The organism is Neobacillus sp. D3-1R, assembly GCF_052180215.1.
In the GTDB taxonomy this organism is placed as follows: Bacteria; Bacillota; Bacilli; order Bacillales; family Cytobacillaceae; genus Pseudoneobacillus.
Map to the genome: position 1 here is coordinate 4531132 of NZ_CP197471.1, position 22614 is coordinate 4553745.

General features: G+C 36.6%; 18 protein-coding genes and 1 tRNA gene. 18 read left to right on the top strand and 1 reads right to left on the bottom strand.

The window, feature by feature from the left end:
• The first annotated feature begins 166 nt into the window (after positions 1 to 166).
• The 9 genes from mfd to ACSBPO_RS22835 all read left to right on the top strand — a co-directional run bounded on the left by mfd (position 167) and on the right by ACSBPO_RS22835 (position 10685).
• Positions 167 to 3706, top strand: a complete 3540-nt coding sequence (gene mfd, locus ACSBPO_RS22795) for a transcription-repair coupling factor (RefSeq protein ID WP_442597372.1) — start codon at positions 167 to 169, stop codon at positions 3704 to 3706.
• A gap of 971 nt (positions 3707 to 4677) precedes the next feature.
• Positions 4678 to 5214 (top strand): stage V sporulation protein T, encoded by a 537-nt coding sequence (gene spoVT / locus ACSBPO_RS22800; RefSeq protein ID WP_442597374.1) that lies wholly within the window; start codon positions 4678 to 4680, stop codon positions 5212 to 5214.
• Between the two features lie 106 nt (positions 5215 to 5320).
• Positions 5321 to 6937, top strand: a complete 1617-nt coding sequence (locus ACSBPO_RS22805; RefSeq protein ID WP_442597376.1) for a putative polysaccharide biosynthesis protein — start codon at positions 5321 to 5323, stop codon at positions 6935 to 6937.
• A 6-nt stretch (positions 6938 to 6943) separates the two neighbouring features.
• A complete protein-coding gene (mazG, locus tag ACSBPO_RS22810) occupies positions 6944 to 8410 on the top strand; it encodes a nucleoside triphosphate pyrophosphohydrolase (RefSeq protein ID WP_442597378.1) in 1467 nt (488 codons plus the stop codon).
• A gap of 29 nt (positions 8411 to 8439) precedes the next feature.
• Entirely contained in the window at positions 8440 to 8709 is a 270-nt protein-coding gene (locus ACSBPO_RS22815; RefSeq protein WP_442597380.1) for an RNA-binding S4 domain-containing protein, read from the top strand.
• A gap of 86 nt (positions 8710 to 8795) precedes the next feature.
• Entirely contained in the window at positions 8796 to 9098 is a 303-nt protein-coding gene (gene yabP, locus ACSBPO_RS22820) for a sporulation protein YabP (RefSeq protein WP_442597382.1), read from the top strand.
• Positions 9095 to 9727: a spore cortex biosynthesis protein YabQ gene (gene yabQ / locus ACSBPO_RS22825; RefSeq protein ID WP_442597384.1), complete on the top strand. Its 633-nt coding sequence runs from the start codon at positions 9095 to 9097 to the stop codon at positions 9725 to 9727. The genes yabP and yabQ overlap by 4 nt, the downstream gene beginning before the upstream one ends.
• An 11-nt stretch (positions 9728 to 9738) precedes the next feature.
• Positions 9739 to 10125, top strand: coding sequence for an FtsB family cell division protein (locus tag ACSBPO_RS22830; RefSeq protein ID WP_442597386.1), 387 nt, complete (start codon positions 9739 to 9741; stop codon positions 10123 to 10125).
• Positions 10126 to 10211: 86 nt separating this feature from the next.
• Positions 10212 to 10685, top strand: a complete 474-nt coding sequence (locus tag ACSBPO_RS22835; RefSeq protein ID WP_442597388.1) for a S1 domain-containing RNA-binding protein — start codon at positions 10212 to 10214, stop codon at positions 10683 to 10685.
• Positions 10686 to 10827: 142 nt separating this feature from the next.
• Here ACSBPO_RS22835 and ACSBPO_RS22840 read toward each other — a convergent pair.
• Positions 10828 to 10901: transfer RNA gene (locus ACSBPO_RS22840), tRNA-Met, on the bottom strand.
• 315 nt (positions 10902 to 11216) lie between these two features.
• Here ACSBPO_RS22840 and spoIIE point away from each other — a divergent pair.
• The 9 genes from spoIIE (at position 11217) to ACSBPO_RS22885 (ending at position 22458) form a co-directional block, all read left to right on the top strand.
• Entirely contained in the window at positions 11217 to 13688 is a 2472-nt protein-coding gene (gene spoIIE, locus ACSBPO_RS22845) for a stage II sporulation protein E (RefSeq protein WP_442597390.1), read from the top strand.
• A 95-nt stretch (positions 13689 to 13783) separates the two neighbouring features.
• Positions 13784 to 14521, top strand: coding sequence for a VWA domain-containing protein (locus tag ACSBPO_RS22850; protein WP_442597392.1), 738 nt, complete (start codon positions 13784 to 13786; stop codon positions 14519 to 14521).
• Positions 14490 to 15488 carry a protein kinase domain-containing protein gene (locus tag ACSBPO_RS22855; protein ID WP_442600436.1) on the top strand — a complete coding sequence of 333 codons (999 nt, stop codon included), beginning with the start codon at positions 14490 to 14492 and terminating at the stop codon, positions 15486 to 15488. The genes ACSBPO_RS22850 and ACSBPO_RS22855 overlap by 32 nt, the downstream gene beginning before the upstream one ends.
• Positions 15489 to 15659: 171 nt before the next feature.
• Positions 15660 to 17048, top strand: a complete 1389-nt coding sequence (gene tilS, locus ACSBPO_RS22860; RefSeq protein WP_442597394.1) for a tRNA lysidine(34) synthetase TilS — start codon at positions 15660 to 15662, stop codon at positions 17046 to 17048.
• Positions 17049 to 17073: 25 nt separating this feature from the next.
• Positions 17074 to 17619 carry a hypoxanthine phosphoribosyltransferase gene (hpt, locus tag ACSBPO_RS22865; protein ID WP_442600437.1) on the top strand — a complete coding sequence of 182 codons (546 nt, stop codon included), beginning with the start codon at positions 17074 to 17076 and terminating at the stop codon, positions 17617 to 17619.
• 156 nt (positions 17620 to 17775) lie between these two features.
• Positions 17776 to 19737 carry an ATP-dependent zinc metalloprotease FtsH gene (gene ftsH, locus ACSBPO_RS22870; RefSeq protein ID WP_442597396.1) on the top strand — a complete coding sequence of 654 codons (1962 nt, stop codon included), beginning with the start codon at positions 17776 to 17778 and terminating at the stop codon, positions 19735 to 19737.
• Between the two features lie 102 nt (positions 19738 to 19839).
• Positions 19840 to 20628, top strand: a complete 789-nt coding sequence (locus tag ACSBPO_RS22875; protein WP_442597398.1) for a type III pantothenate kinase — start codon at positions 19840 to 19842, stop codon at positions 20626 to 20628.
• Between the two features lie 24 nt (positions 20629 to 20652).
• A complete protein-coding gene (hslO, locus tag ACSBPO_RS22880) occupies positions 20653 to 21531 on the top strand; it encodes an Hsp33 family molecular chaperone HslO (protein WP_442597400.1) in 879 nt (292 codons plus the stop codon).
• Positions 21532 to 21558: 27 nt separating this feature from the next.
• A complete protein-coding gene (locus tag ACSBPO_RS22885; protein ID WP_442597402.1) occupies positions 21559 to 22458 on the top strand; it encodes a peptidyl-prolyl cis-trans isomerase in 900 nt (299 codons plus the stop codon).
• Positions 22459 to 22614: the final 156 nt, after the last annotated feature.

The window sequence follows — 22614 nt, forward strand, 5'->3', positions numbered from 1 at the left end:
GCTTTGGAGTTAATCCAAAGCATTTTTCCGTTTACTTTTACTCCACTTAATAGAATGAGTAGATCATTTATTTTTCATACTTTTGTAGATTAAATAGACCATTGACTCTAGCTCAATGATCTTTGCCTATATGCTTTCGCATTTCCGTAACAGAGGGGGGAATAAGATGAAGGGACTCACCACCCTTTTTCGTCAACAAGAAGATGTAAAAACGATTATAAATGGAATGAATGAGGGACTAAGAGAACAATTAGTAGCAGGACTCTCAGGTTCCGCGAGAACGCTATTTTTAGCAGCCGTTTATGAAGAAACCAAAAAGTCCATTTTAATAGTCACACATAATCTATTACAAGCTCAAAAATTATATGAAGACTTAGTGAGTGTAGTGGATGAAAATGAAGTGTATCTGTACCCTGCAAACGAATTAATTGCAGCCGAAATGAGCATTGCTAGTCCAGAATTAAGAGCTCAAAGAATAGAAGCTTTAAATTACTGGAGTAAAAATAAAAAGGGAATTATGATTGCCCCTATTGCCGGTTTAAGAAAAATACTTCCATCGAAAGAACAATGGTCGCGATATCAATTACATATTAAAATGGGTGAGGATATAAATGTTGATGAGCTATTAACAAAGCTCGTAAAGATGGGATATGTTCGCGTCGGAATGGTTTCGACACCGGGAGAATTTAGTGTTCGCGGTGGAATTTTAGATATATACCCTTTAACAGAAGCAGACCCTGTGCGTATAGAACTCTTTGATACGGAAGTAGATTCTATTCGGTATTTTTCCTTAGAAGATCAACGTTCTAAAGACAAGGTGAATGAAGTCTTAATTGGACCAGCTTCGGAATTAACAATGGAAGATGAGCAGTTCCAGGCTATCATTCAGAAACTAGAAGCTAGTTTAGCGGCGAGTTTGACAAAAATAAAGGATACAAAATTAAAAACGCTGCTGCATCAAAATATTGGATATGAGTTAGAACAACTAAAGAATAACCAAAAACCTGATCAAGTATTTAAATATCTATCATTTGCCTATGAAAAGCAAAATAGTTTAGTAGATTATTTGCCGCAAAATGGTCTTATATTTATTGATGAAATTAGTAGAGTACAGGAAATGAACGATTCGTTAGAAAAAGAAGAGGCTGAATGGTATACGTCTCTCTTAAGTGAAGGCATGATGGTCCATGATGTGAAAATTTCACATCAGCTAAACGAATTAGTGCATAAACAACAACGGCCTATTGTCTATTTATCTTTATTTCTTAGACATGTACCGAATACCAATCCGCAAAATATCTTGAATGTTTCCTGTAAGCAAATGCAGAATTTCCATGGTCAAATGAATGTTCTAAAGGCGGAAATAGAACGCTGGAAAAAAGGGAAATTTTCCGTGCTCCTTTTAGGTTCTGATGAGGAAAGAGTAAAGAAATTAGAAAGAGTATTGGAAGACTATGAGATTCAAGCAGCTACAGTCAAAAAAGATAAGGAATTAATCCCAGGAGTTGTCCAAATTATTCAGGGTGGGCTCCATACCGGGTTTGAACTGCCGCTTCAAAAAGTAGTAGTCATTACCGAGGAAGAGCTTTTTAATAAAAAGACAGCAAAGAAATCAACGAGAAGGCAGAAGCTATCCAATGCGGAAAGAATTAAAAGCTATTCCGAATTAAAAGTCGGAGATTACGTGGTTCATGTAAACCATGGAATCGGAAAGTATTTAGGAATTGAAACATTAACCATTAACAATATTCATAAAGATTATCTGCATATCCGTTATCAAGGCTCTGATAAACTATATGTTCCCGTAGACCAAATTGACCTCGTTCAAAAATATGTCGGTTCTGAAGGTAAAGAGCCAAAGGTATACAAACTTGGGGGAACGGATTGGAAGCGGGTTAAGAAAAAGGTTCAATCTTCTGTTCAAGATATAGCAGACGATTTAATTAAGCTGTATGCTGAGCGAGAAGCAGCTGTTGGCTACGCCTTTTTACCAGATGGGGACATGCAAAGAGAGTTTGAAACAGCCTTCCCTTATCAGGAAACGGAGGATCAGCTTCGTTCCATTAACGAGATTAAAAAGGATATGGAAAGACCTCGTCCGATGGATCGACTGCTATGTGGGGATGTTGGATACGGAAAAACAGAGGTTGCCATCCGTGCTGCCTTTAAATCCATTGCCGATGGAAAACAGGTTGCTTTTTTAGTACCGACGACTATCTTAGCTCAACAGCATTATGAAACGATGAGAGAAAGGTTTCAGGATTATCCGATCAATATTGGGCTATTAAGCCGCTTCCGTACGCGAAAACAGCAAAATGATACGATAAAGGGCTTAAAGGATGGAACGGTAGATGTTGTAGTAGGTACACACAGACTGTTATCCAAAGATGTTATTTATAAAGACATTGGTCTCCTGATTATAGATGAAGAACAACGTTTTGGTGTGACGCATAAAGAGAAGATTAAGCAGCTTAAAACCAATATTGACGTTTTAACCTTAACGGCAACGCCAATTCCTAGAACATTACATATGTCGATGTTGGGAGTAAGAGATCTATCCGTTATTGAAACGCCGCCAGAAAACCGTTTCCCTGTCCAAACCTATGTAATGGAATATAACGGAGCGCTTGTTAGAGAGGCGATTGAAAGAGAGTTAGCCCGAGATGGACAAGTGTATTTCCTTTATAATCGTGTAGAGGATATTGAACGGAAAGCGGAGGAGATTTCGATGCTTGTCCCAGATGCTAGGGTCGCATATGCGCATGGGAAGATGACCGAAAATGAATTAGAGTCGGTGATGTTATCCTTCCTTTCTGGTGAATATGATGTTCTCGTATCGACAACGATTATTGAAACAGGAGTCGATATTCCAAATGTAAATACGTTAATTGTATTTGATGCCGATCGAATGGGGCTCTCACAACTGTATCAGCTTCGTGGTCGCGTAGGAAGATCAAATCGTGTTGCTTATGCGTACTTTACTTATCGAAAAGATAAGGTATTAACGGAGATAGCTGAAAAGCGCTTGCAGGCAATCAAAGAATTTACAGAACTTGGTTCAGGGTTTAAAATTGCGATGAGAGATTTATCAATCCGGGGTGCGGGAAATCTTTTAGGAGCACAACAACATGGATTTATCGATTCGGTTGGATTTGACCTTTATTCTCAAATGTTAAAAGAAGCAATTGAAGAGCGTAAAGGAGATAAAGATAAAGAAGAACGAGTATCGGTCGAAATTGATTTAGAAGTAGATGCCTATATTCCCGATACCTATATTTCAGATGGACATCAAAAGATTGAAATGTATAAACGATTTAGAGCTGTTACAGCATTAGAGGATATTGAAGAGCTTCAAGAGGAAATGGTAGACCGCTTCGGTGAATACCCAGACGAGGTTGCGTATCTATTCCAAATTGCCGAGATGAAGGTATATGCCCTCCTATCTGGAGTTGAATTAATTAAACAATCTAAGGATGAAGTCTTGATTTTAGCTTCGGAAAAAGCAAGTTCCAATATCGACGGGACGTTAATTTTCCAAAAGGGTAATCAGTATCCTAGGATAGTAGGTTTAGGAATGGATGGCAAAAAGCTAAAAATCACTTTACGCACGAAGGGACTGGAGCCAGCTAAGTGGTTACAAATAGCCTTTGACATGTTAAAAACGGTATTTGAAGCAAAATTAGAACATAATAAAAGTGTATCTTAATTAAAATTTGTTTTTCTTATAGATTTTGGTTTTCGTAAAAATCCCTAAAGCCGGATTTTTACAGGCACTCTTAATAAGTGCTCAGCTCTTTTCTTAATTTTCATATTAGTTTAACACCCTATATTGTGAAATGCCTATTTATTAGTTAGAAAATGCAACAAGGTTTTAGAAAAGAGCCTAAAAAAAGCTTCAGCAGCTAACCTAGCGCTGGAGCTTTTTTGTCTGTTTTACTATAAATTATTGCTATTAGAGTAGTGTTGACTTCCACTCCAGGTTGCTCGCTTTCCGCGGGAAGAATTATGAAAAAGCCCTACTGCCGGCTTTTTCAAAAAGCAAATTCTTCCTTGGGGCGGGCGGTGAGCCTCCTCGGCGCTACTAGCGCCTGTGGGGTCTCACCTGTCCCGCTGCTCCCGCAGGAGTCTCGCACCTTCCGTTCCAGTCAACGGTTTGATGAAAAAATTAATTCAAAAACAACAATCTTTAAGAAAGGGTATTTTGTAAGCTTTATTACTTTTTTGAAAAATAAGCTTTTTAATAATCTGAGTTGATTGTAGTGGAGGGCACTTGACTTCTGCGGGAAAAAGAGGGAAGTGGGAGACCCCACAGGCGCTTGCGCCGAGGAGGCTCCCATCCCTCCCCGCGGAAAGCAAGTGCCTGGAGCGGAAATCAACGGACAACTATTGTCTAAAAACTGCATTTTAAGCAGAAAAGTCCTTTTTTTGTTATGAAAATGTAATGCTTCCAATGTTTGTAAATTAAGAAATAGGGTATTTTAAAATCAAAGCAACATTTTATCTGCGCAGATATTTCATTTTGGAAAAGATTGCACAATGAGAGAAAAAATATTTGATTGTGTATAGAACTTTCCATATGAAAGATACTAAGTTCAAACCTGGTGGTGATTTCAAATAAAAACAAAGTTTGAAGTCATTTCCAAATACAATCATCAGATGAAAGTGAGGCAACGTTGAATGAAAGCAACTGGAATTGTTCGTCGAATTGATGATTTGGGTCGTGTGGTAATACCAAAGGAAATACGTAGAACTTTACGTATCCGTGAAGGTGACCCATTAGAGATTTTTGTTGATCGCGATGGCGAGGTTATTTTAAAGAAATACTCCCCTATTAGTGAATTAAGTGATTTTGCGAAAGAATATGCTGAAGCTCTATATGACAGTTTAGGAAACCCTATTTTAATTTGTGATCGCGATACATATATTGCGGTTGCGGGAAGCTCTAAAAAGGATTATTTAAATAAAAATATTGGTGAATTTGTTGAAAAAACGATGGAAGAAAGAAACTCCGTGTTAAGTACCCAACAGGGTGATGTTTCTATTATTGACGGGAGTGAAGAATCAGTATCTTCCTATACGATTGGACCTATCATTGCAAACGGAGACCCAATTGGTGCTGTAGTCATTTTCGCCAAGGAAGGAACACTTGGTGAAGTAGAAAAAAAGGCAGTAGAAACAGCAGCAGGCTTTCTTGCTAGACAAATGGAGAATTAATCAAAAAGGTAGCAACTTTGCTACCTTTTTCTATTGATTTGGGTCTTTTTGCTAATAGGGTGTGCTATAATACTCTCGAATTTTAAAATTGGAAGGAGTTGGGCTAGTGAAGCCCACTAGAGGTTCGAGTGACTGGTTTAAAGGCGCGTTTATTTTAACAGTAGGAGCTTTGATAACCAAAATTTTAAGCGCTGTGTATCGTGTTCCTTTTCAGAATATCGTAGGAGATGTCGGTTTTTATATATACCAGCAAGTATATCCCTTTTTTGGGATAGCATTAGCTTTATCTACATATGGATTTCCGGTCATTATTTCAAAACATTTTTCTGAATTAAGGGCCAAAAACCAAGCTGAAAAAGCGATACAATTTTTACTCTTATCCTTTTTCGTGTTATATGCCATCGGAATTATTTCCTTTTTATTATTATACTATGGTTCTTCCTGGCTTGCCCTTCAAATGGATGATCCCAATTTGTCTATTTTGTTTAAGGTGATTTCCGTTGTTTTCCTCATTATGCCGATCATTTCCATTATAAGAGGCTATTTTCAAGGTATGGGTAACATGGTTCCGACTGCCGTTTCGCAAGTAGCAGAGCAATTATTTAGAGTAATGACCATTCTTACTCTCGCTATTTTATTAATAAATAGAGGTTATTCTCTTTATATAGTGGGTGGAGGAGCTGCTTTTGGATCAATAACAGGAGGTCTAGTAGCCATCCTGATTTTGATTTTATTTTTTCTAAAGGAAATAAAAAAGCATAAATGGTCTACAATATGGACACAACAGCTTTTTTTCGATTTAAGAAAGGTGTTTAAAATTTTAGTCATACAAGGATTTGCTGTTTGTATAAGTAGTATGATTTTTATTTTTATGCAACTAAGTGACTCGCTGAATATGCTATCCCTTTTAGTTGAAAAAGGAATTCGTTTAGAATCAGCGAAAGAGTTAAAAGGGATTTATGACCGTGGTCAGCCCCTTATTCAGTTAGGATCCATTGTGGCTACCTCTATGTCATTGTCGTTAGTCCCTCTTATTTCAAGCGAGCGGATAAAAGCCAATAAACAGGAGTTATTTGATAAAATCCGTTTTGCAATCCAAACAAGCTTGGTCATTGGAGCAGCCGCGTCAGTGGGGTTATTGGCTATTATTCGTTCTACCAACGAAATGCTCTATGAAAATCAAAATGGTTCATCTATATTAGCCATTTTAACTTTTGTTATTCTAATAAGTTCTGTCACACTTACGGTTGTTTCCATCCTGCAAGGCTTAGAAGTCATGTTTTTTCCAGCGTGGATCATACTTCTTTCGTTTGCGATAAAATATGGATTAAATATAAGTCTAATCCCTTTTTTAGGTGCCTATGGTGCCGCATTAGCAACGATTATTAGTTTAACAATAGGCTTTTTATTATTATGGTGGAGATTAAAAAGGCGTATTAGCGGTTCGATTATACCGACTATTTTTCTTGTAAAAGTTGTGCTGGCATCATTATCTATGTTTATTGGTATTAAAATTTATCAATATATAAGCACGTTTTTATTCTTTTTCATAGACTCCCACCGATTATTCGCAACGATTGAATCGTTAAGCAGTGTGGTTGTCGGTGGAATGATTTATATAATGATTATTATGAGAACAAATGTATTCCGTTTTGAAGATATTGCGTTACTACCATTTGGAAGTAAAATGATGTTCTTGCTTCCAAATAAGAAAAAGGAGTAATCATCCATGCAAAATAAAATTGAAATTATTGGACTAGGTGCAGGTGATTTAAACCAATTACCTTTAGGCGTTTATAAAAAGCTTCTTGGGCAAAACCGATTGTTTTTGCGAACAAAAGAGCACCCAGTAGTGAAAGAATTAGAATCAGAAGGAGTAACCTATACGTCCTTTGATCATATTTATGAAAGTCATGACCAATTTGAAGAGGTCTATGAACAGATTTGTTTACAACTTTTAAAAGAAGTAAAGGATGGCCCAGTCGTTTATGCTGTTCCGGGCCACCCTTTAGTGGCAGAAAGAACGGTTCAGCTTTTAATAAATAGGCAAGAAAAAGGAGAAGTGGAAATTGAAATTAGTGGGGGTCAAAGTTTCATTGATGCTTTATTTCAGGCTTTAAAAATTGACCCTGTTGAAGGTTTTCAGTTACTAGATGGTACTGCTTTACATAAAGAACAATTACAAATTCAACAACACATGATTATTTCACAAGTGTATGATTCCTTCGTTGCATCTGAGGTCAAGCTTACTCTAATGGAGAAACTTCCAGACGATTATCCAGTTACTATTGTAACAGCAGCTGGAAGTTCTGAAGAATTCATAAAAGAAGTCCCACTGTTCGAATTGGACCGGGAAGTAACATTAAATAACTTAACTTCTTTATATGTTCCACCTGTAAAGGAAGATCTTCCTTTAAGAAAACAATTTTTTAAACTAAGAGAAATTATTGCCGAGCTCCGTGGGCCAAATGGTTGCCCATGGGATAAAAAACAAACACATGAATCGTTAAAAAAGTACTTAATTGAGGAAACGTATGAAGTAATCGAAGCAATTAACGATGGTGACATTGATTCCCTTATAGATGAACTGGGAGATGTTCTTCTTCAAGTAATGCTGCATTCTCAAATTGGAGAGGATGAGGGCTACTTTTCGGTAGATGATGTAATTGAAAATCTTTCGAATAAAATGGTCAGAAGACATCCTCATGTTTTTGGTGATAGAACTGCCCAAAGTGCTGAAGAAGTAGTAGGTATTTGGGATGCCATTAAAAAAGAAGAAAAACAAGGAGAAGTACAATCTTACCTGGATGGCGTAGGTTTTGACTTACCTAATTTAATTCGAGCCTATGAATTACAGAAAAAAGCGGCTAAGGTCGGCTTTGATTGGGATGATATTGGACCTGCTTTTGCAAAAGTTCAGGAAGAAATAAAGGAATTAGAAGTAGAAATCTCGAAAAAACAAGTGAATCAAGAACATTTAATCCTGGAGTATGGCGATATTTTATTTGCTTTAGTCAATGTGGGGAGATTTTTAAAAATCCAACCAGAGGAGGCTTTGTTCCAAGCAAATGAAAAATTCAAACGTAGATTCCACTTTATTGAGAAAAAGGTTAAAGAAAGCGGAAAGTTGTTTCAAGACTTTAGTTTAGAAGAATTAGACCAATTTTGGGATGAAGCCAAACGACAAGGGCTTTAAGAATAGAAATTAAGGGGATTGAGAAAAAAATGAGATTAGATAAATTTTTAAAAGTTTCAAGATTAATCAAAAGAAGAACGTTAGCTAAAGAAGTTTCCGATCAAGGCCGAATTACTATAAATGGGAACCAGGCGAAAGCAAGCTCTACGGTAAAGGTAGGGGATGAGCTGGCTGTTCAATTTGGTAATAAAAGAGTAGTAGTTCGCATTGATCGAATTCAAGAAACAAGTAAAAAAGAAGAAGCAGCAGAGATGTATACCGTAATAAAAGAAGAAAGAGTGGAACTAGAAGCGGAGTAACCAATGGACAAAAGCTTGTTCTAATCTGGTTAACCCATTCATAAACTTGTACAAAGTTAAGTTTGTGAGGAATGTGGGGGATTAGAATGAGTCAATATTATGATACGAATAATCAAAAGAGTACTGTTCCAGAACATGATGTGATAATGAGAAGCAGGCGTTTACTCGATATCACAGGCGTGAAGCAGGTGGAAAGCTTTGATAATGAAGAGTTCCTTTTGGAAACAGTAATGGGTATTCTAGCGATCAGAGGACAAAACCTGCAAATGAAGAACTTGGATGTCGATAAAGGAATTGTATCTATTAAAGGGAAGATTTTTGACCTCGTTTATTTAGATGAGCATCATGGGGAGAAAGCTAAAGGGTTCTTTAGTAAGTTATTCCGATGACACTTTCAACACAATTCCTTACCATGCTTTCAATGGTAGGTATGGGGGTACTATTTGGTACCTCCTTAGATACTTACCAAAGGTTTTTAAATCGCCCCAAAAGAAAACGATGGTTTGTATTTATTAATGATATTCTTTTTTGGTTATCACAAGGATTATCTATCTTTTATACTTTATTTCTAGTCAATCAAGGTGAAATAAGGTTTTATATATTTTTAGCATTGTTATGTGGGTTTGCTGCTTATCAAAGTTTGTTTAAGAGGTTTTACTTACGATTGCTAGAAACGTTTATTCAATTTTGTATTTCAACCTATCGTTTTGGTGAAAAAACCTTTCTATTGCTTATTTGGAAACCATTGCTTTGGTTATTCAGTCTAATCATTTCGTTGTTATTTGCCTTATATCGAGGTTCAATAGCCCTTATTCGACTTCTTTTTAACATTGTAAAATGGATTATTATTGTACTTTCTAAGCCTATTTTTTGGATTTTACTAATTTTTTGGAAACTTATGCCGAAAAAGATTAAAAAATCCGTCGAGAAGTTATATAATAAAATGGCAGGAATTTTTTCCTTAATAAAGAATTATTTTCAAGGATGGATCCAAAGGTGGAAAAAACCTAAGGAGTAAGGAGGTAAAGGATGAGCGCTTCGCGGAATATTACCAAGCTGCAAACAAAATATGCGATACAACATGAGAATATGGAAATGAATTCGACGAAGAGGCGTAAACTTCTTTATCGTAGACTTACTGTTTTTTCCCTGTTTGCTGGTTTTGTTGCTTTTTTAATGATTACTACCTATATGACACAACTTTCTGCCTTAGAGGATAAAGTTGCTCAAAAGAAGCAGTTAGAAAAACAGCTTGCAGGCTTAGAAAAGAAACAGCAAATATTAAAAGAAGATATTGTAAAATTAAATGACGATGAATATATCGCAAAGCTTGCAAGAAAAGAATATTTCTTATCTGAAAAGAATGAAATTATTTTTAATCTTCCAGAAAATGATGAAGAAAAATCATCAGATTAGCTGTCAAGTTGACACTTATTTTTTACATTCTGTATAATATAGAGTAATATTGATTTTTTATATCTCTAAGGAGGAAGTTTCTTTTTATGTCAATCGAAGTAGGCAGCAAGTTACAAGGGAAAGTAACAGGGATTACAAATTTCGGTGCGTTTGTAGAGTTACCGGAAGGTTCAACTGGTTTAGTTCACATTAGTGAGGTTGCTGATAATTACGTTAAGGATATTAACGAGCATTTAAAAGTTGGCGACATGGTTGAAGTGAAGGTCATTAATGTGGAAAAGGATGGTAAGATTGGACTATCTATTAAGAAAGCAAAAGATAGACCACAACCGGAAAGATCGGAAAGACCAGAAAGACCAGAAAGACCTTCATATGGTGGTGGCCATGGTGGCGGTGGGCGTCCACGTCAAGGCAGATCAAATGATCGCCAACAGGGTGGACAACGAGAAAACTTCGAATCGAAAATGGCTCGCTTCTTAAAGGATAGTGAAGATCGTTTATCTTCTCTAAAACGCAATACAGAATCAAAACGTGGCGGTAGAGGAGCTAGACGCGGTTAACTTGCTGCTTCTTTCATATACAAATTAGGCAGTTAAAAACAGGTCTGAGTTCAGACCTGTTTTTATATTTATCAAAATTCAATAGACAAGTTTGAACGAAAAAAAAGAGGAAATCCAAAATGGATTTCCTCTTTTTACGTTATAGCGGCGGAGGGGATCGAACCCCCGACCTTACGGGTATGAACCGTACGCTCTAGCCAGCTGAGCTACACCGCCGTAAATAAGACACAAGAACTATAATACATTCGGATAATTGTTATGTCAATATATTTCACAATAATTGTCGACATTAATTTTCTACTTCGTCAAGATGCAACAAAGGAGAATAACCAATAGAGATACAATCTTAGAAGAATAAAGAGTAATAGTTGCAGTTAGACTTTGGCAACAAAATGATATTTGTTCCCTTATTGGGTATAAACAAGAAATCAGTCGAAGAAAAAGCCTATACTTGTCCTGTATTTTGACAAACTTCTAATTTTTTGACTTTTATAATAAATGGCAACGATATCAGTTTAAGGAGTGTAGTAAATGGAAAAGGCAGAAAGGAATTTAATTGAACCGATTGGGGATGTAAATTTTGATCGTCCTCATTTGGATTTCTCTAAGGGTTTAAAAAAGTTCCAGCTAAAGTTGGAAACCTTTTTTATTAAAAAGGGTTTTCTACTCCTTTTAATAGGCTTTTTATTAGGACGAGCCTTAATATTAGCGAAGCTTACTCCTTTTAGTCTTCCGTTTTTTGCAGCAGTATATTTTATAAGAAGGGATAAAGCACCTATTGCCTTAATTGGATTAATCGGAGGGGCTGCAACATTATCATTTATTCAAGCGGGCTATTCATTTTTTACAATCTCATTATTTCTAGTCATTTATAGACTTTTTAGTAGATGGATAAACAATGAAATAAAGGTATTACCGTTTTTGGTTTTTTCTATTCTACTGGTTGGAAAAATAGCTAAGGCTTTTATTCTTACTAGCCAAGTAACTATTTATGATGGTCTTATGGCTGGTGTTGAAGCTAGTTTGGGTTTTATCCTCACCCTTATTTTTCTGCAAAGTATTCCTTTATTAACCATGAATAAACGAAAGCAAGCTTTAAAAACAGAAGAGATTGTTTGCTTAATTATTATGTTAGCCTCCGTTATGACAGGAACCATTGGCTGGAAAGTGTATGACCTGTCTATTGAACATATCCTTTCACGATACTTAGTTTTAGTATTTTCCTTTGTAGCTGGGGCTACAATGGGTTCCACAGTCGGAGTGGTTACAGGATTAATCTTTAGCCTTGCGAATATATCGAGCTTTTATCATATGAGTTTATTAGCTTTTTCGGGAGTACTGGGCGGTTTATTAAAAGAAGGGAAAAAAATCGGTGTTTCCCTTGGCTTGTTTATTTCAACTTTACTCATTGGTATGTATGGCGAAGGCGCAGGAACTTTGTCCATTAGTCTTTTAGAAACAGCTGTTGCGATTCTACTATTTTTGCTTACGCCACAGGTATTTACTTCAAAGGTAGCTAAATATATTCCGGGAACAACAGAATATGCGGCAGAACAGCAGCAATATATGCGTAAAATGCGAGATGTTACAGCTCAAAGGGTTGCTAAGTTTTCTACTGTTTTTGAGGCATTATCCAATAGTTTTTCAAACATTGATGGGAAAGTAGACGAATTGGATTCTGAGAAGGAATTGGATTATTTTCTTAGTAATGTGACAGAAAAGACGTGCCAAACCTGTTTTAAGAAAGAACAATGTTGGACAAAGAACTTTAATACAACCTATGAACAAATGAAAGAAATTATGTATGAAATGGATGAAAATGTAGGAACGGTTTCTTCTAAAACATCACGAAATTGGGAAAAGCATTGTATTCATTCTAAGAAGGTTATTGCTACTATGCAGCAGGAATTAACCCTTTTCCAGGCAAATCAAAAATTAAAGCGTCAAGTGCAAGAAAGCAGACGTCTTGTTGCTGATCAGTTACTAGGTGTTTCTGAAGTAATGGGAGATTTCGCAAAGGAGATTCAAAGAGAAAGAGAAACCCACCATAAACAAGAGGATCAAATATTAGAAGCATTGCAGGAATTTGGTATTCATATTGAAAACGTTGAAATTTACAGTTTGGACCAAGGAAATGTAGATATTGATATGACCATTCCATATTGCGGGGGGCATGGGGAGTGTGAAAAATTAATAGCGCCAATGTTATCGGACATTTTAGGTGAAACCATCGTGGTAAATTCAGAGGAATGTTCAACCTATCCAAATGGATTCTGTCACGTTACGTTCCGCTCTGCTAAAGCGTATGCTGTGGATACCGGTGTGGCCCATGCTGCCAAGGATGGCGGTTTAGTATCTGGTGATAGCTATTCGATGATTGAGCTTGGCTGTGGAAAATTAGCCATCGCCATCAGTGATGGAATGGGGAATGGGGAAAGAGCTCATTATGAAAGTCAGGAAACTCTTCAGCTTTTACAAAAGATTTTACAATCAGGAATTGAAGAAAAGGTTGCCATAAAATCTGTCAACTCTGTTCTTTCTTTACGCACAACCGATGAAATCTTCTCTACACTAGATTTGGCTATGCTAGATCTACAGAATGCGACGGCAAAATTTTTAAAGATTGGCTCTACTCCAAGCTTTATAAAAAGGGCTGGAAAAGTAACGAAGATCCAAGCTAGTAATTTACCAATGGGCATCATCCAAGAATTTGAAGTGGATGTAGTTAGTGAACAATTAAAAGCTGGTGATCTACTTATTATGATGAGTGATGGTGTATTTGAAGGGCCGAAGCATGTTGAGAACTTTGATTTATGGATGAAACGAAAAATTACAGAAATCCAAACAAATGATCCACAAGAGATAGCAGACCTTATTATGGAGGAGGTTATCCGTTCTCGTGCCGGTTCGATTGAAGATGATATGACCGTTATGGTGGCGAAAATCAAACACAATACACCAAAATGGGCGACTATCCCGGTACAAAAGCGTAAGAAAGCATAACCTTTTAATGTAACCAACTTCTTGATTATTCATGTATAAATACCTAAATTCCCGTCGAAAATGGTAATAATTCTACCATGGAGGGGAGTTATGATATGAATACAGGTAAAATCAAACAGATATTATTAATAACAGATGGATGTTCAAATTCGGGGGAAGACCCTATTGCTATGGCGGCACTTGCTAAAGAACAAGGAATAACCGTCAATGTCATTGGGGTTGTGGATCAAGATGTAATTGATGAAAAAGGGATGAATGAAATAGAAGGAATTGCTTTATCTGGCGGTGGAGTAAGCCAAGTGGTTTACACACAGCAACTCTCGCAAACCGTACAAATGGTTACTAGAAAAGCAATGACCCAAACTATCCACGGTGTTGTAAACCGTGAGCTGCAGCAAATTTTAGGTTCCTCAAAAACGGTTGAAGATTTACCGCCTGAAAAAAGAGGAGAGGTAATGGAAGTGGTGGATGAATTAGGGGAAACGGTCGATTTAGATGTATTAGTACTGGTTGATACAAGCGCCAGTATGAAGCATAAATTACCTACTGTAAAAGATGCCTTACTAGATTTATCACTAAGTTTAAATGCTCGGTCAGGTGAAAATAGATTTTCCGTCTTTGTATTTCCCGGGAAAAAGAATGATGTCGAAAAATTGTTAGACTGGACTCCAAAGCTTGAAGTATTGACTAGTATTTTTCCAAAATTAACAACTGGAGGTATTACTCCTACAGGTCCAGCTATTCGTGAAGCCTTATCTTCCTTTAAGAAAAAACGTTCATTAAGGAGTTTGTTATCCCGTGATGATGAATCATTCTTTGAAGAATCAGTGTAAACTGGATATTGGAACGGTCATTAAGGGTAAATGGCATCAAAATCAGTACACGATTGTCAAGGAGTTAGGGTTTGGGGCAAATGGAATCGTTTATTTGGCCAAAAGTAAAGGTCAGTATGTAGCATTAAAAATGAGTGATAACGGGATGTCCATTACCTCAGAGGTTAACGTATTAAAATCCTTTGCAAAGGTCCAAGGGTCTACCCTCGGACCTTCTTTACTTGATGTAGATGACTGGGTAAGAAGAACAGGTATGGTTTCCTTCTATGTCATGGAATATATTCACGGATTAAATTTTTTGGAATTTATTGAACAAAAAGGTAAGTCTTGGGTTCCGATTTTAGTATTACAGTTATTAACCGATTTAGAAAGACTTCATGAAAATGGTTGGGTATTTGGAGATCTTAAACCTGAAAATTTAATTGTTCAAGGTCCCCCTCCAAAGATTAGATGTATTGATGTAGGTGGTACGACAATTCAAGGTAGAGCAATCAAGGAATTTACGGAGTTTTATGATAGAGGTTATTGGGGTTTAGGCTCGAGAAAAGCAGACTATAAATATGACTTATTTGCAGTAGGGATGATTTTCATAAATACTGCTTATCCTAAAAGATTTAATAAAACAGTTGGCGGAGTTCATCAACTATCGCAAATGATAAAGGCAAAACCGGAGCTTGCTAAATATGAAAACTTCATTCTTTATGCCTTAAATGGACATTTTAATAGTGCAAAAGATATGCGGAAACATTTGTTAAATATTGTAAATGATAGTCCATCTTCATCATCAACCAAAAAAACGGTTCAAACACAATCGACCAGAATGCAGAAAACACAGAGCATAAAAAATTCTAGTTCGCGCCAAGTAAATAAACAAAACAAGAAACATCATGGTTTTCTAGAAACCTTCTTAATTATATTTATCGTTACTTTACTTTATATTTTCTATATCCTAGGACAATTAATTTAAAATAATTGAAACCTTTTTATTTTTAATCCGTATAATAATTTGCTCGTTGGGGCTCAATGAAAAGGTATCTCTTTTTTCCGGAATTAGTCGTATGAAGCGCTTAGTTCTTTGGAGGAATGATGTGAAAAATGTTATTCTTATGAAGAAAATCAAAAACAAGGAAGAATTGATATGTTCGAACAAAAGGTAGAAGCATTTCTTAACCATCATTCTTTATCCTTATATGGAAAAAAAGTAGTTGTTGGGGTTTCCGGCGGACCAGATTCTTTAGGGTTACTTTACTTCTTATGGAGAAAACGAGAACAATGGGACCTGACAATTACAGCAGCACATGTGGATCATATGTTTCGGGGTGAACAATCTTATCAAGAAGCAATCTTTGTCAAAGAGTTTTGTGAAGAATTGAACGTTAATTATGAATGGGTTCAAATCAATGTGGAAGAATATATGAAATCATCAGGTAAAAGTGTACAAGTAGGAGCAAGGGAATGTCGTTATCAGTTTTTTTCTGACATGATGGGAAAATATCAAGCCGATTATCTAATACTTGGCCACCATGGGGATGATCAGATTGAAACAATGCTTATGAGAATGACTCGAGGAAGTACTGGTAAAGCTAGAGCTGGAATTGCTTTTAAAAGAACCTTTCAAAGTGGCGAGATTATTCGCCCGTTTTTGGCCGTAAATAAACAGGAAATTGAGGATTATTGTAAGGAACATCAGTTGGACCCTAGAAGGGACCCAAGTAATGAAAAACCTTATTATAGTCGTAATCGATTTCGATTAGAGGTAGTCCCTTTTTTAAAGAAAGAAAATCCAGCTGTCCATGAACAGTTTCAAAGGATGAGTGAGGAACTTTATCAGGATGAAAGCTTTCTGGAGGAATTAACAGCTGAAAGAATGAATACAGTTATTGAAAGTAGAAATGAAGCTGAACTCACGATAAATATCGAAAAGTTTCTTGCGATGCCAATGCCTTTACAAAGAAGAGGGATTCAACTAATATTAAACTATCTTTATAAGGTAAGACCTTCGTCTTTAGCGGCTATACATATTGATTTAATTATTGACTTAATAAAGAATCCTCATCCATCTGGCAATCTTGATTTCCCAGAAGGTCTTCACATCCTCCGCTCTTATCAGAAATGTCATTTTCAATTTGAACAAAAGGAAATAACACCTTACTTGTTTGAATTAGAAAGACCTGAAGTAATTAAATTACCAAATGGTAATACGTTTACTTTTAAGTATGTAGAGGGTAAGGAAGAGAACACGGGTCTAAATACCATGTTATTAAATCCCCAAAACATTGTTTTTCCTATTATCGTACGTACAAGAAAAAAAGGGGATCGGATACAACCAAAAGGTATGAGTGGAACAAAAAAGATAAAAGATATATTTATTGAACAAAAAATTCCACTGTCATCCCGTGCGGAATGGCCTATTATTACAGATGGAAATGGAACCATTCTGTGGATTCCTGAATTAAAGAAGTCAAAAGATGAAGCAAGTGAGGAAGCTTTAGATCACTATCTACTTTTAACCTATCATAAGCAATGATTCTTCTAGGAGGCAATGAACGATGATGCAAAAGGATATAGAAAAAATACTCTTTTCTGAAGAGGAAATCCAACAAAAAACAAAGGAATTAGCAAAGCAGTTAACAGAGGATTATCATGACCGCTTTCCTTTGGCAATTGGAGTTTTAAAGGGTGCAATGCCTTTTATGGGCGATCTTTTAAAGAGAATGGATACGTATTTAGAAATGGACTTTATGGATGTTTCTAGTTATGGTAATTCAACGGTCTCTTCTGGAGAGGTAAAAATATTAAAGGATTTGGATACATCAGTAGAAGGAAGAGATCTTTTAATCATCGAAGATATTATTGACAGTGGATTAACGTTAAGTTACCTAGTTGAACTTTTCCGTTATCGTAAAGCTAAATCCATTAAAATTGTTACACTTTTAGATAAACCAACTGGACGTAAAGCAGATATTGAAGCTGACTATGTTGGTTTCATCGTCCCAGATGAATTCGTGGTAGGATATGGGTTGGATTATGCCGAAAAATATAGAAATCTTCCATACATCGGCGTATTAAAACCAGAAGTTTACACAAAAAGTGAGTAAAAAAGAATAAAACTTTTTTCTTAAAGGTATATATAGAAAAAAGAAAAGACACATTTTTATTTCAAAATGAAGGACAAATAGGTTAATTTCTTGAATTACCATGATTTACTATGATAACATTTAGTATAGTTTGTTTACCGTGGGAGGAGGCAAGGGATGAATCGGATCTTCCGTAATACGATATTTTATTTATTAATATTTTTAGTCATAATCGGGGTTGTTAGCTTTTTTAATGGCAGCAACGAACCAACTGAAAATATGAGTTATGATACGTTCGTTAGTCACTTAGAAAAAGGTGATGTTAAATCGGTTTCGATGCAGCCTGATGGTGGGGTATACGAGATTCGAGGACAGCTTAAAGGGTATGATGAGAAAAAGTTTTTCGTCACTTATACGACAAATAATGACCCAATGCTAAATCGAATTGATCAAGCAGCTGCTACTGGCAAGGTGAAACTTGATGTTGTTAAAGCAAAAGAAACAAGTGGATGGGTAACCTTCTTTACATCCATTATCCCATTTGTCATCATTTTCATTTTATTCTTCTTCCTTTTAAATCAAGCTCAAGGCGGCGGAAGTCGAGTAATGAATTTTGGAAAGAGTAAAGCTAAGCTTTACAATGATGATAAAAAGAAAGTACGATTTAATGATGTTGCTGGTGCCGATGAAGAGAAACAAGAACTTGTGGAGGTTGTAGAGTTCTTAAAGGACCCTCGCAAGTTTGCTGAATTAGGTGCACGTATTCCAAAAGGGGTTTTATTAGTTGGACCTCCAGGAACAGGTAAAACCTTACTTGCTCGTGCCGTAGCTGGAGAAGCTGGAGTACCGTTCTTCTCTATTAGTGGTTCTGACTTCGTTGAAATGTTTGTCGGAGTAGGGGCATCACGTGTACGTGATTTATTTGAAAACGCTAAAAAGAATGCACCATGTATCATCTTTATTGATGAGATTGATGCTGTAGGTCGTCAACGTGGAGCAGGATTAGGTGGCGGACATGATGAACGTGAACAAACCCTTAATCAGTTGTTAGTAGAAATGGATGGTTTCGGTGGGAATGAAGGAATTATTATGATTGCTGCAACGAACCGTGCCGATATTCTAGACCCAGCCCTTTTACGTCCAGGGCGTTTCGACCGCCAAATTACGGTTGATCGTCCAGATGTAAAAGGACGTGAAGCTGTATTAAAAGTTCATGCTCGAAATAAACCGCTTGATAGCGCTGTTAATTTAAAGAGTATTGCACAGAGAACTCCTGGATTCTCAGGAGCAGATTTAGAAAACTTATTAAACGAAGCAGCATTAGTAGCTGCTCGTCAAAACAAAAAGAAAATTGAAATGGACGATATCGATGAAGCGACAGACCGCGTTATTGCTGGTCCTGCGAAAAAGACACGCGTCATTTCAAAGAAAGAACGAAATATTGTTGCTTTCCACGAAGCGGGTCATACCATTATTGGAGTTGTTCTAAACGAAGCCGATATGGTTCATAAAGTAACCATCGTCCCTCGTGGTCAAGCGGGTGGATATGCGGTTATGCTTCCTAGAGAAGACCGTTTCCTTGCAACAAAGCAAGAACTTCTTGATAAAATTGTTGGCTTACTTGGTGGTCGTGTGGCAGAAGAAATTGTTTTTAATGAAGTAAGTACCGGTGCACATAATGACTTCCAGCGTGCAACGAATATTGCGAGAAGAATGGTTACAGAATACGGAATGAGCGAAAAGCTTGGACCGCTTCAATTTGGACAGTCTCAAGGTCAAGTATTCTTAGGTCGTGATATTAATAACGAACAAAATTATTCTGAGAAAATTGCCTATGAAATTGATTTAGAGATTCAACGTATTATTAAAGAAAGTTATGAAAGAGCAACGAAGATCATTAACGAAAATCGCAGTAAATTAGATCTAATTGCTACTACTTTATTAGAAGTTGAAACTCTTGACGCAGAACAAATTAACAGTCTTGTTGAAACAGGAGCGCTTCCGGACCGTTCCGCAACTGGTCAAGACCTGATTCTTGATGAAAAAAAGGCTGACGATGTAAAGGTAAACATTCATACTAAGAAAGAAGAGCAAGCACCATCTACTCTTTCAAAAGAAGACGAAGAAACTCAAAAGTAAAATTTTTAAGGGCACCCTAATCAGGTGCTCTTTGTTTTTGCCCTGATAGGATAAATAATGGTATGATGTTTGCAGTAAATATGAAAAAAGTGGTGAAATAGTGTGATTTTTGTATTTGATGTTGGAAATACAAATACGGTTCTTGGGGTTTATGATGGGGACCAATTAAAGCATCATTGGAGAATAGAAACGAATCGAAATAAAACCGATGATGAATATGGCATGATTATTAAATCATTATTTGATTTTGTTGGTTTAAACTTTGCGCAAATTAATGGAATTGTCATTTCTTCCGTTGTCCCACCAATTATGTTTGCCTTGGAAAAGATGTGCGAGAAATATTTCAAGCAAAAGCCAATTGTTGTCGGACCCGGTACGAAGACAGGCCTTAATATTAAATATGAAAATCCACGCGAAGTCGGTGCCGACCGAATTGTCAATGCAGTGGCTGCTGTTCATGAGTATGGCGGTCCCCTTATCATTGTTGATTTTGGGACAGCAACGACCTATTGTTATGTAAATGAACAAAAGCAATATATGGGAGGTGCAATTGCACCAGGAATTGGCATTTCTACAGAAGCCTTATATTCTAAGGCTGCCAAGTTACCAAGAATTGAAATAACACGACCGGAAGGGGTTATTGGGAAAAATACAGTATCCGCGATGCAAGCAGGTATTGTTTATGGTTACGTAGGACAAGTTGAAGGTATTGTAAAGCGAATGAAAGAACAAAGTAAGATAGAGCCAACTGTCATTGCAACCGGTGGATTAGCCCAGTTAATCTCGCAAGAATCAAATGTGTTCGATGTCATTGACCCATTTTTAACATTAAAAGGTTTACAGCTTATATACAAACGAAACATGGATGCAGCAAAGAATAAATTATCGTAAGAGCATCAAGAAAGGGGCTTCTGAATGAAAGATTATTTAGTAAAGGCAATTGCGTTTAACGGTCAAGTACGTGCTTATGCGGTTAGAAGTACGGAGACCATTTCTGAGGCACAAAGAAGACATTATACATGGCCAACAGCTTCTGCAGCTTTAGGTAGGGCTATGTCTGCTGGTGTAATGATGGGGGCTATGTTAAAAGGAGAAAATAAACTCACGATTAAAATTAACGGTGGCGGACCTATTGGTAATATCCTCGTTGATGCTAATGCCAAAGGAGAAGTTAGAGGATATGTTTCGAATCCTCAAACCCATTTCGACTTAAACGAACATGGTAAGCTAGATGTTCGCCGTGCTGTTGGAACAGACGGGATGTTATCGGTGGTAAAAGATATTGGAATGCGTGAAAATTTCACCGGGCAAACTCCAATCGTCTCAGGGGAACTAGGGGAAGATTTCACTTATTTCTTTGTTGTTTCTGAACAGGTTCCTTCTTCCGTTGGGGTTGGTGTTTTAGTAAACCCTGATAATACCATTTTGGCAGCAGGAGGTTTTATAATCCAACTAATGCCGGGAACAGAAGATTCTACGATCACAGAAATTGAAGAACGTATTAAATCGGTTCCTCCAGTTTCTAAATTAATCGAAAAAGGATTAACTCCAGAAGAGCTTTTATTTGAGCTACTTGGGAAAGAAAATGTAAAAATTTTAGAAGAGATGCCGATCATGTTTAAGTGTACATGTTCAAAAGAACGATTTGCGGATGCTATTGTGAGTTTGGGGATAGAAGAAATTCAACAAATCATTGATGAAGATGAACAGGCAGAAGCGCATTGTCATTTCTGTAATGCAAAGTATCAGTATACAAAAGAAGAACTAGAAGAGCTAAGAGATCAAGCAAAATAAAAGCTCGCAATAACAGGGGGAGGAAATGTGAAGGAAAAGCAGTTATGGATGATTATTGCTGGTCTTTTTCTTTTAAACTGTCTAACCATTGCTTTCTTTTTAAATCGACCAGATTGGGCCGAAAAGTCTAGTGTTCTTTCGGGAACGGACGAAGTAGTGGCAACGATTGGGGATGAAACAGTCTCTCGTCAAAATTGGCTAAATGAAATGGAAGAGCGTTATGGTCAAGTAGTGCTAAAAGATTTAATTGATCAAAAAGTAATAGAGCAGTTGGCGGATAAGTATAAAATCAAAATTTCAGACGAGGCAATTGAACATGAGTTGCGCTTGATTCAAACCATGTATGGGACAAATGATCAAGTAAAAGGTTCAGATGAAGAAAAATGGAAAGAACAGATTCGTTACAGTTTATTACTGGAGGAATTATTAACAAAAGACGCTATTGTCACAGAGAAAGAAATGAAGAATTACTTTGAAGAAAATAAAAACCTATTTGATGTACCTACCTCTTACCATTTATCGCACATTATTGTAAAAACAAAGGATGAAGCAGATAAAACGGAAAAGGAGCTAGAGGGTGGTTCCAGCTTCTCTGCACTTGCAATGGAGCGTTCTATAGAGGAGTTCTCTGCCAATCAAGGAGGAGATATTGGTTTTATTAGTGAAGAAGATGACCAGTATCCTTCTGAATATATGGATTATGCTAAAAAACTTGATAAAGGGGAATGGAGTAAACCATTTAAGGTTGAAAATGGATACGCCATAATTTTACTTCAACAAAAATTGGAAGGGAAAAAGTACTCCTTTAATCAAGTAAAAGGGCAAATTCGTCGTCAAATAGCCCTGGAGCAAATGGATGCACCTGTTTCTGCAAGAGCCTTCTGGAATGAACTAAAAGTTGATTGGTTTTATGAAAAGAAAGAATGAATGAATAAAATTATTAAGGTGACCATATAGAAGAGTAAAGACTCTTACATATGGTCTTTTTATTTCCTAAAATTAGGAAATATTTAGTTTTTTGATAAGCAATTTCATTGACTTTGTATATAATGATTTGTAATAATATAATAAAACCAATGAATT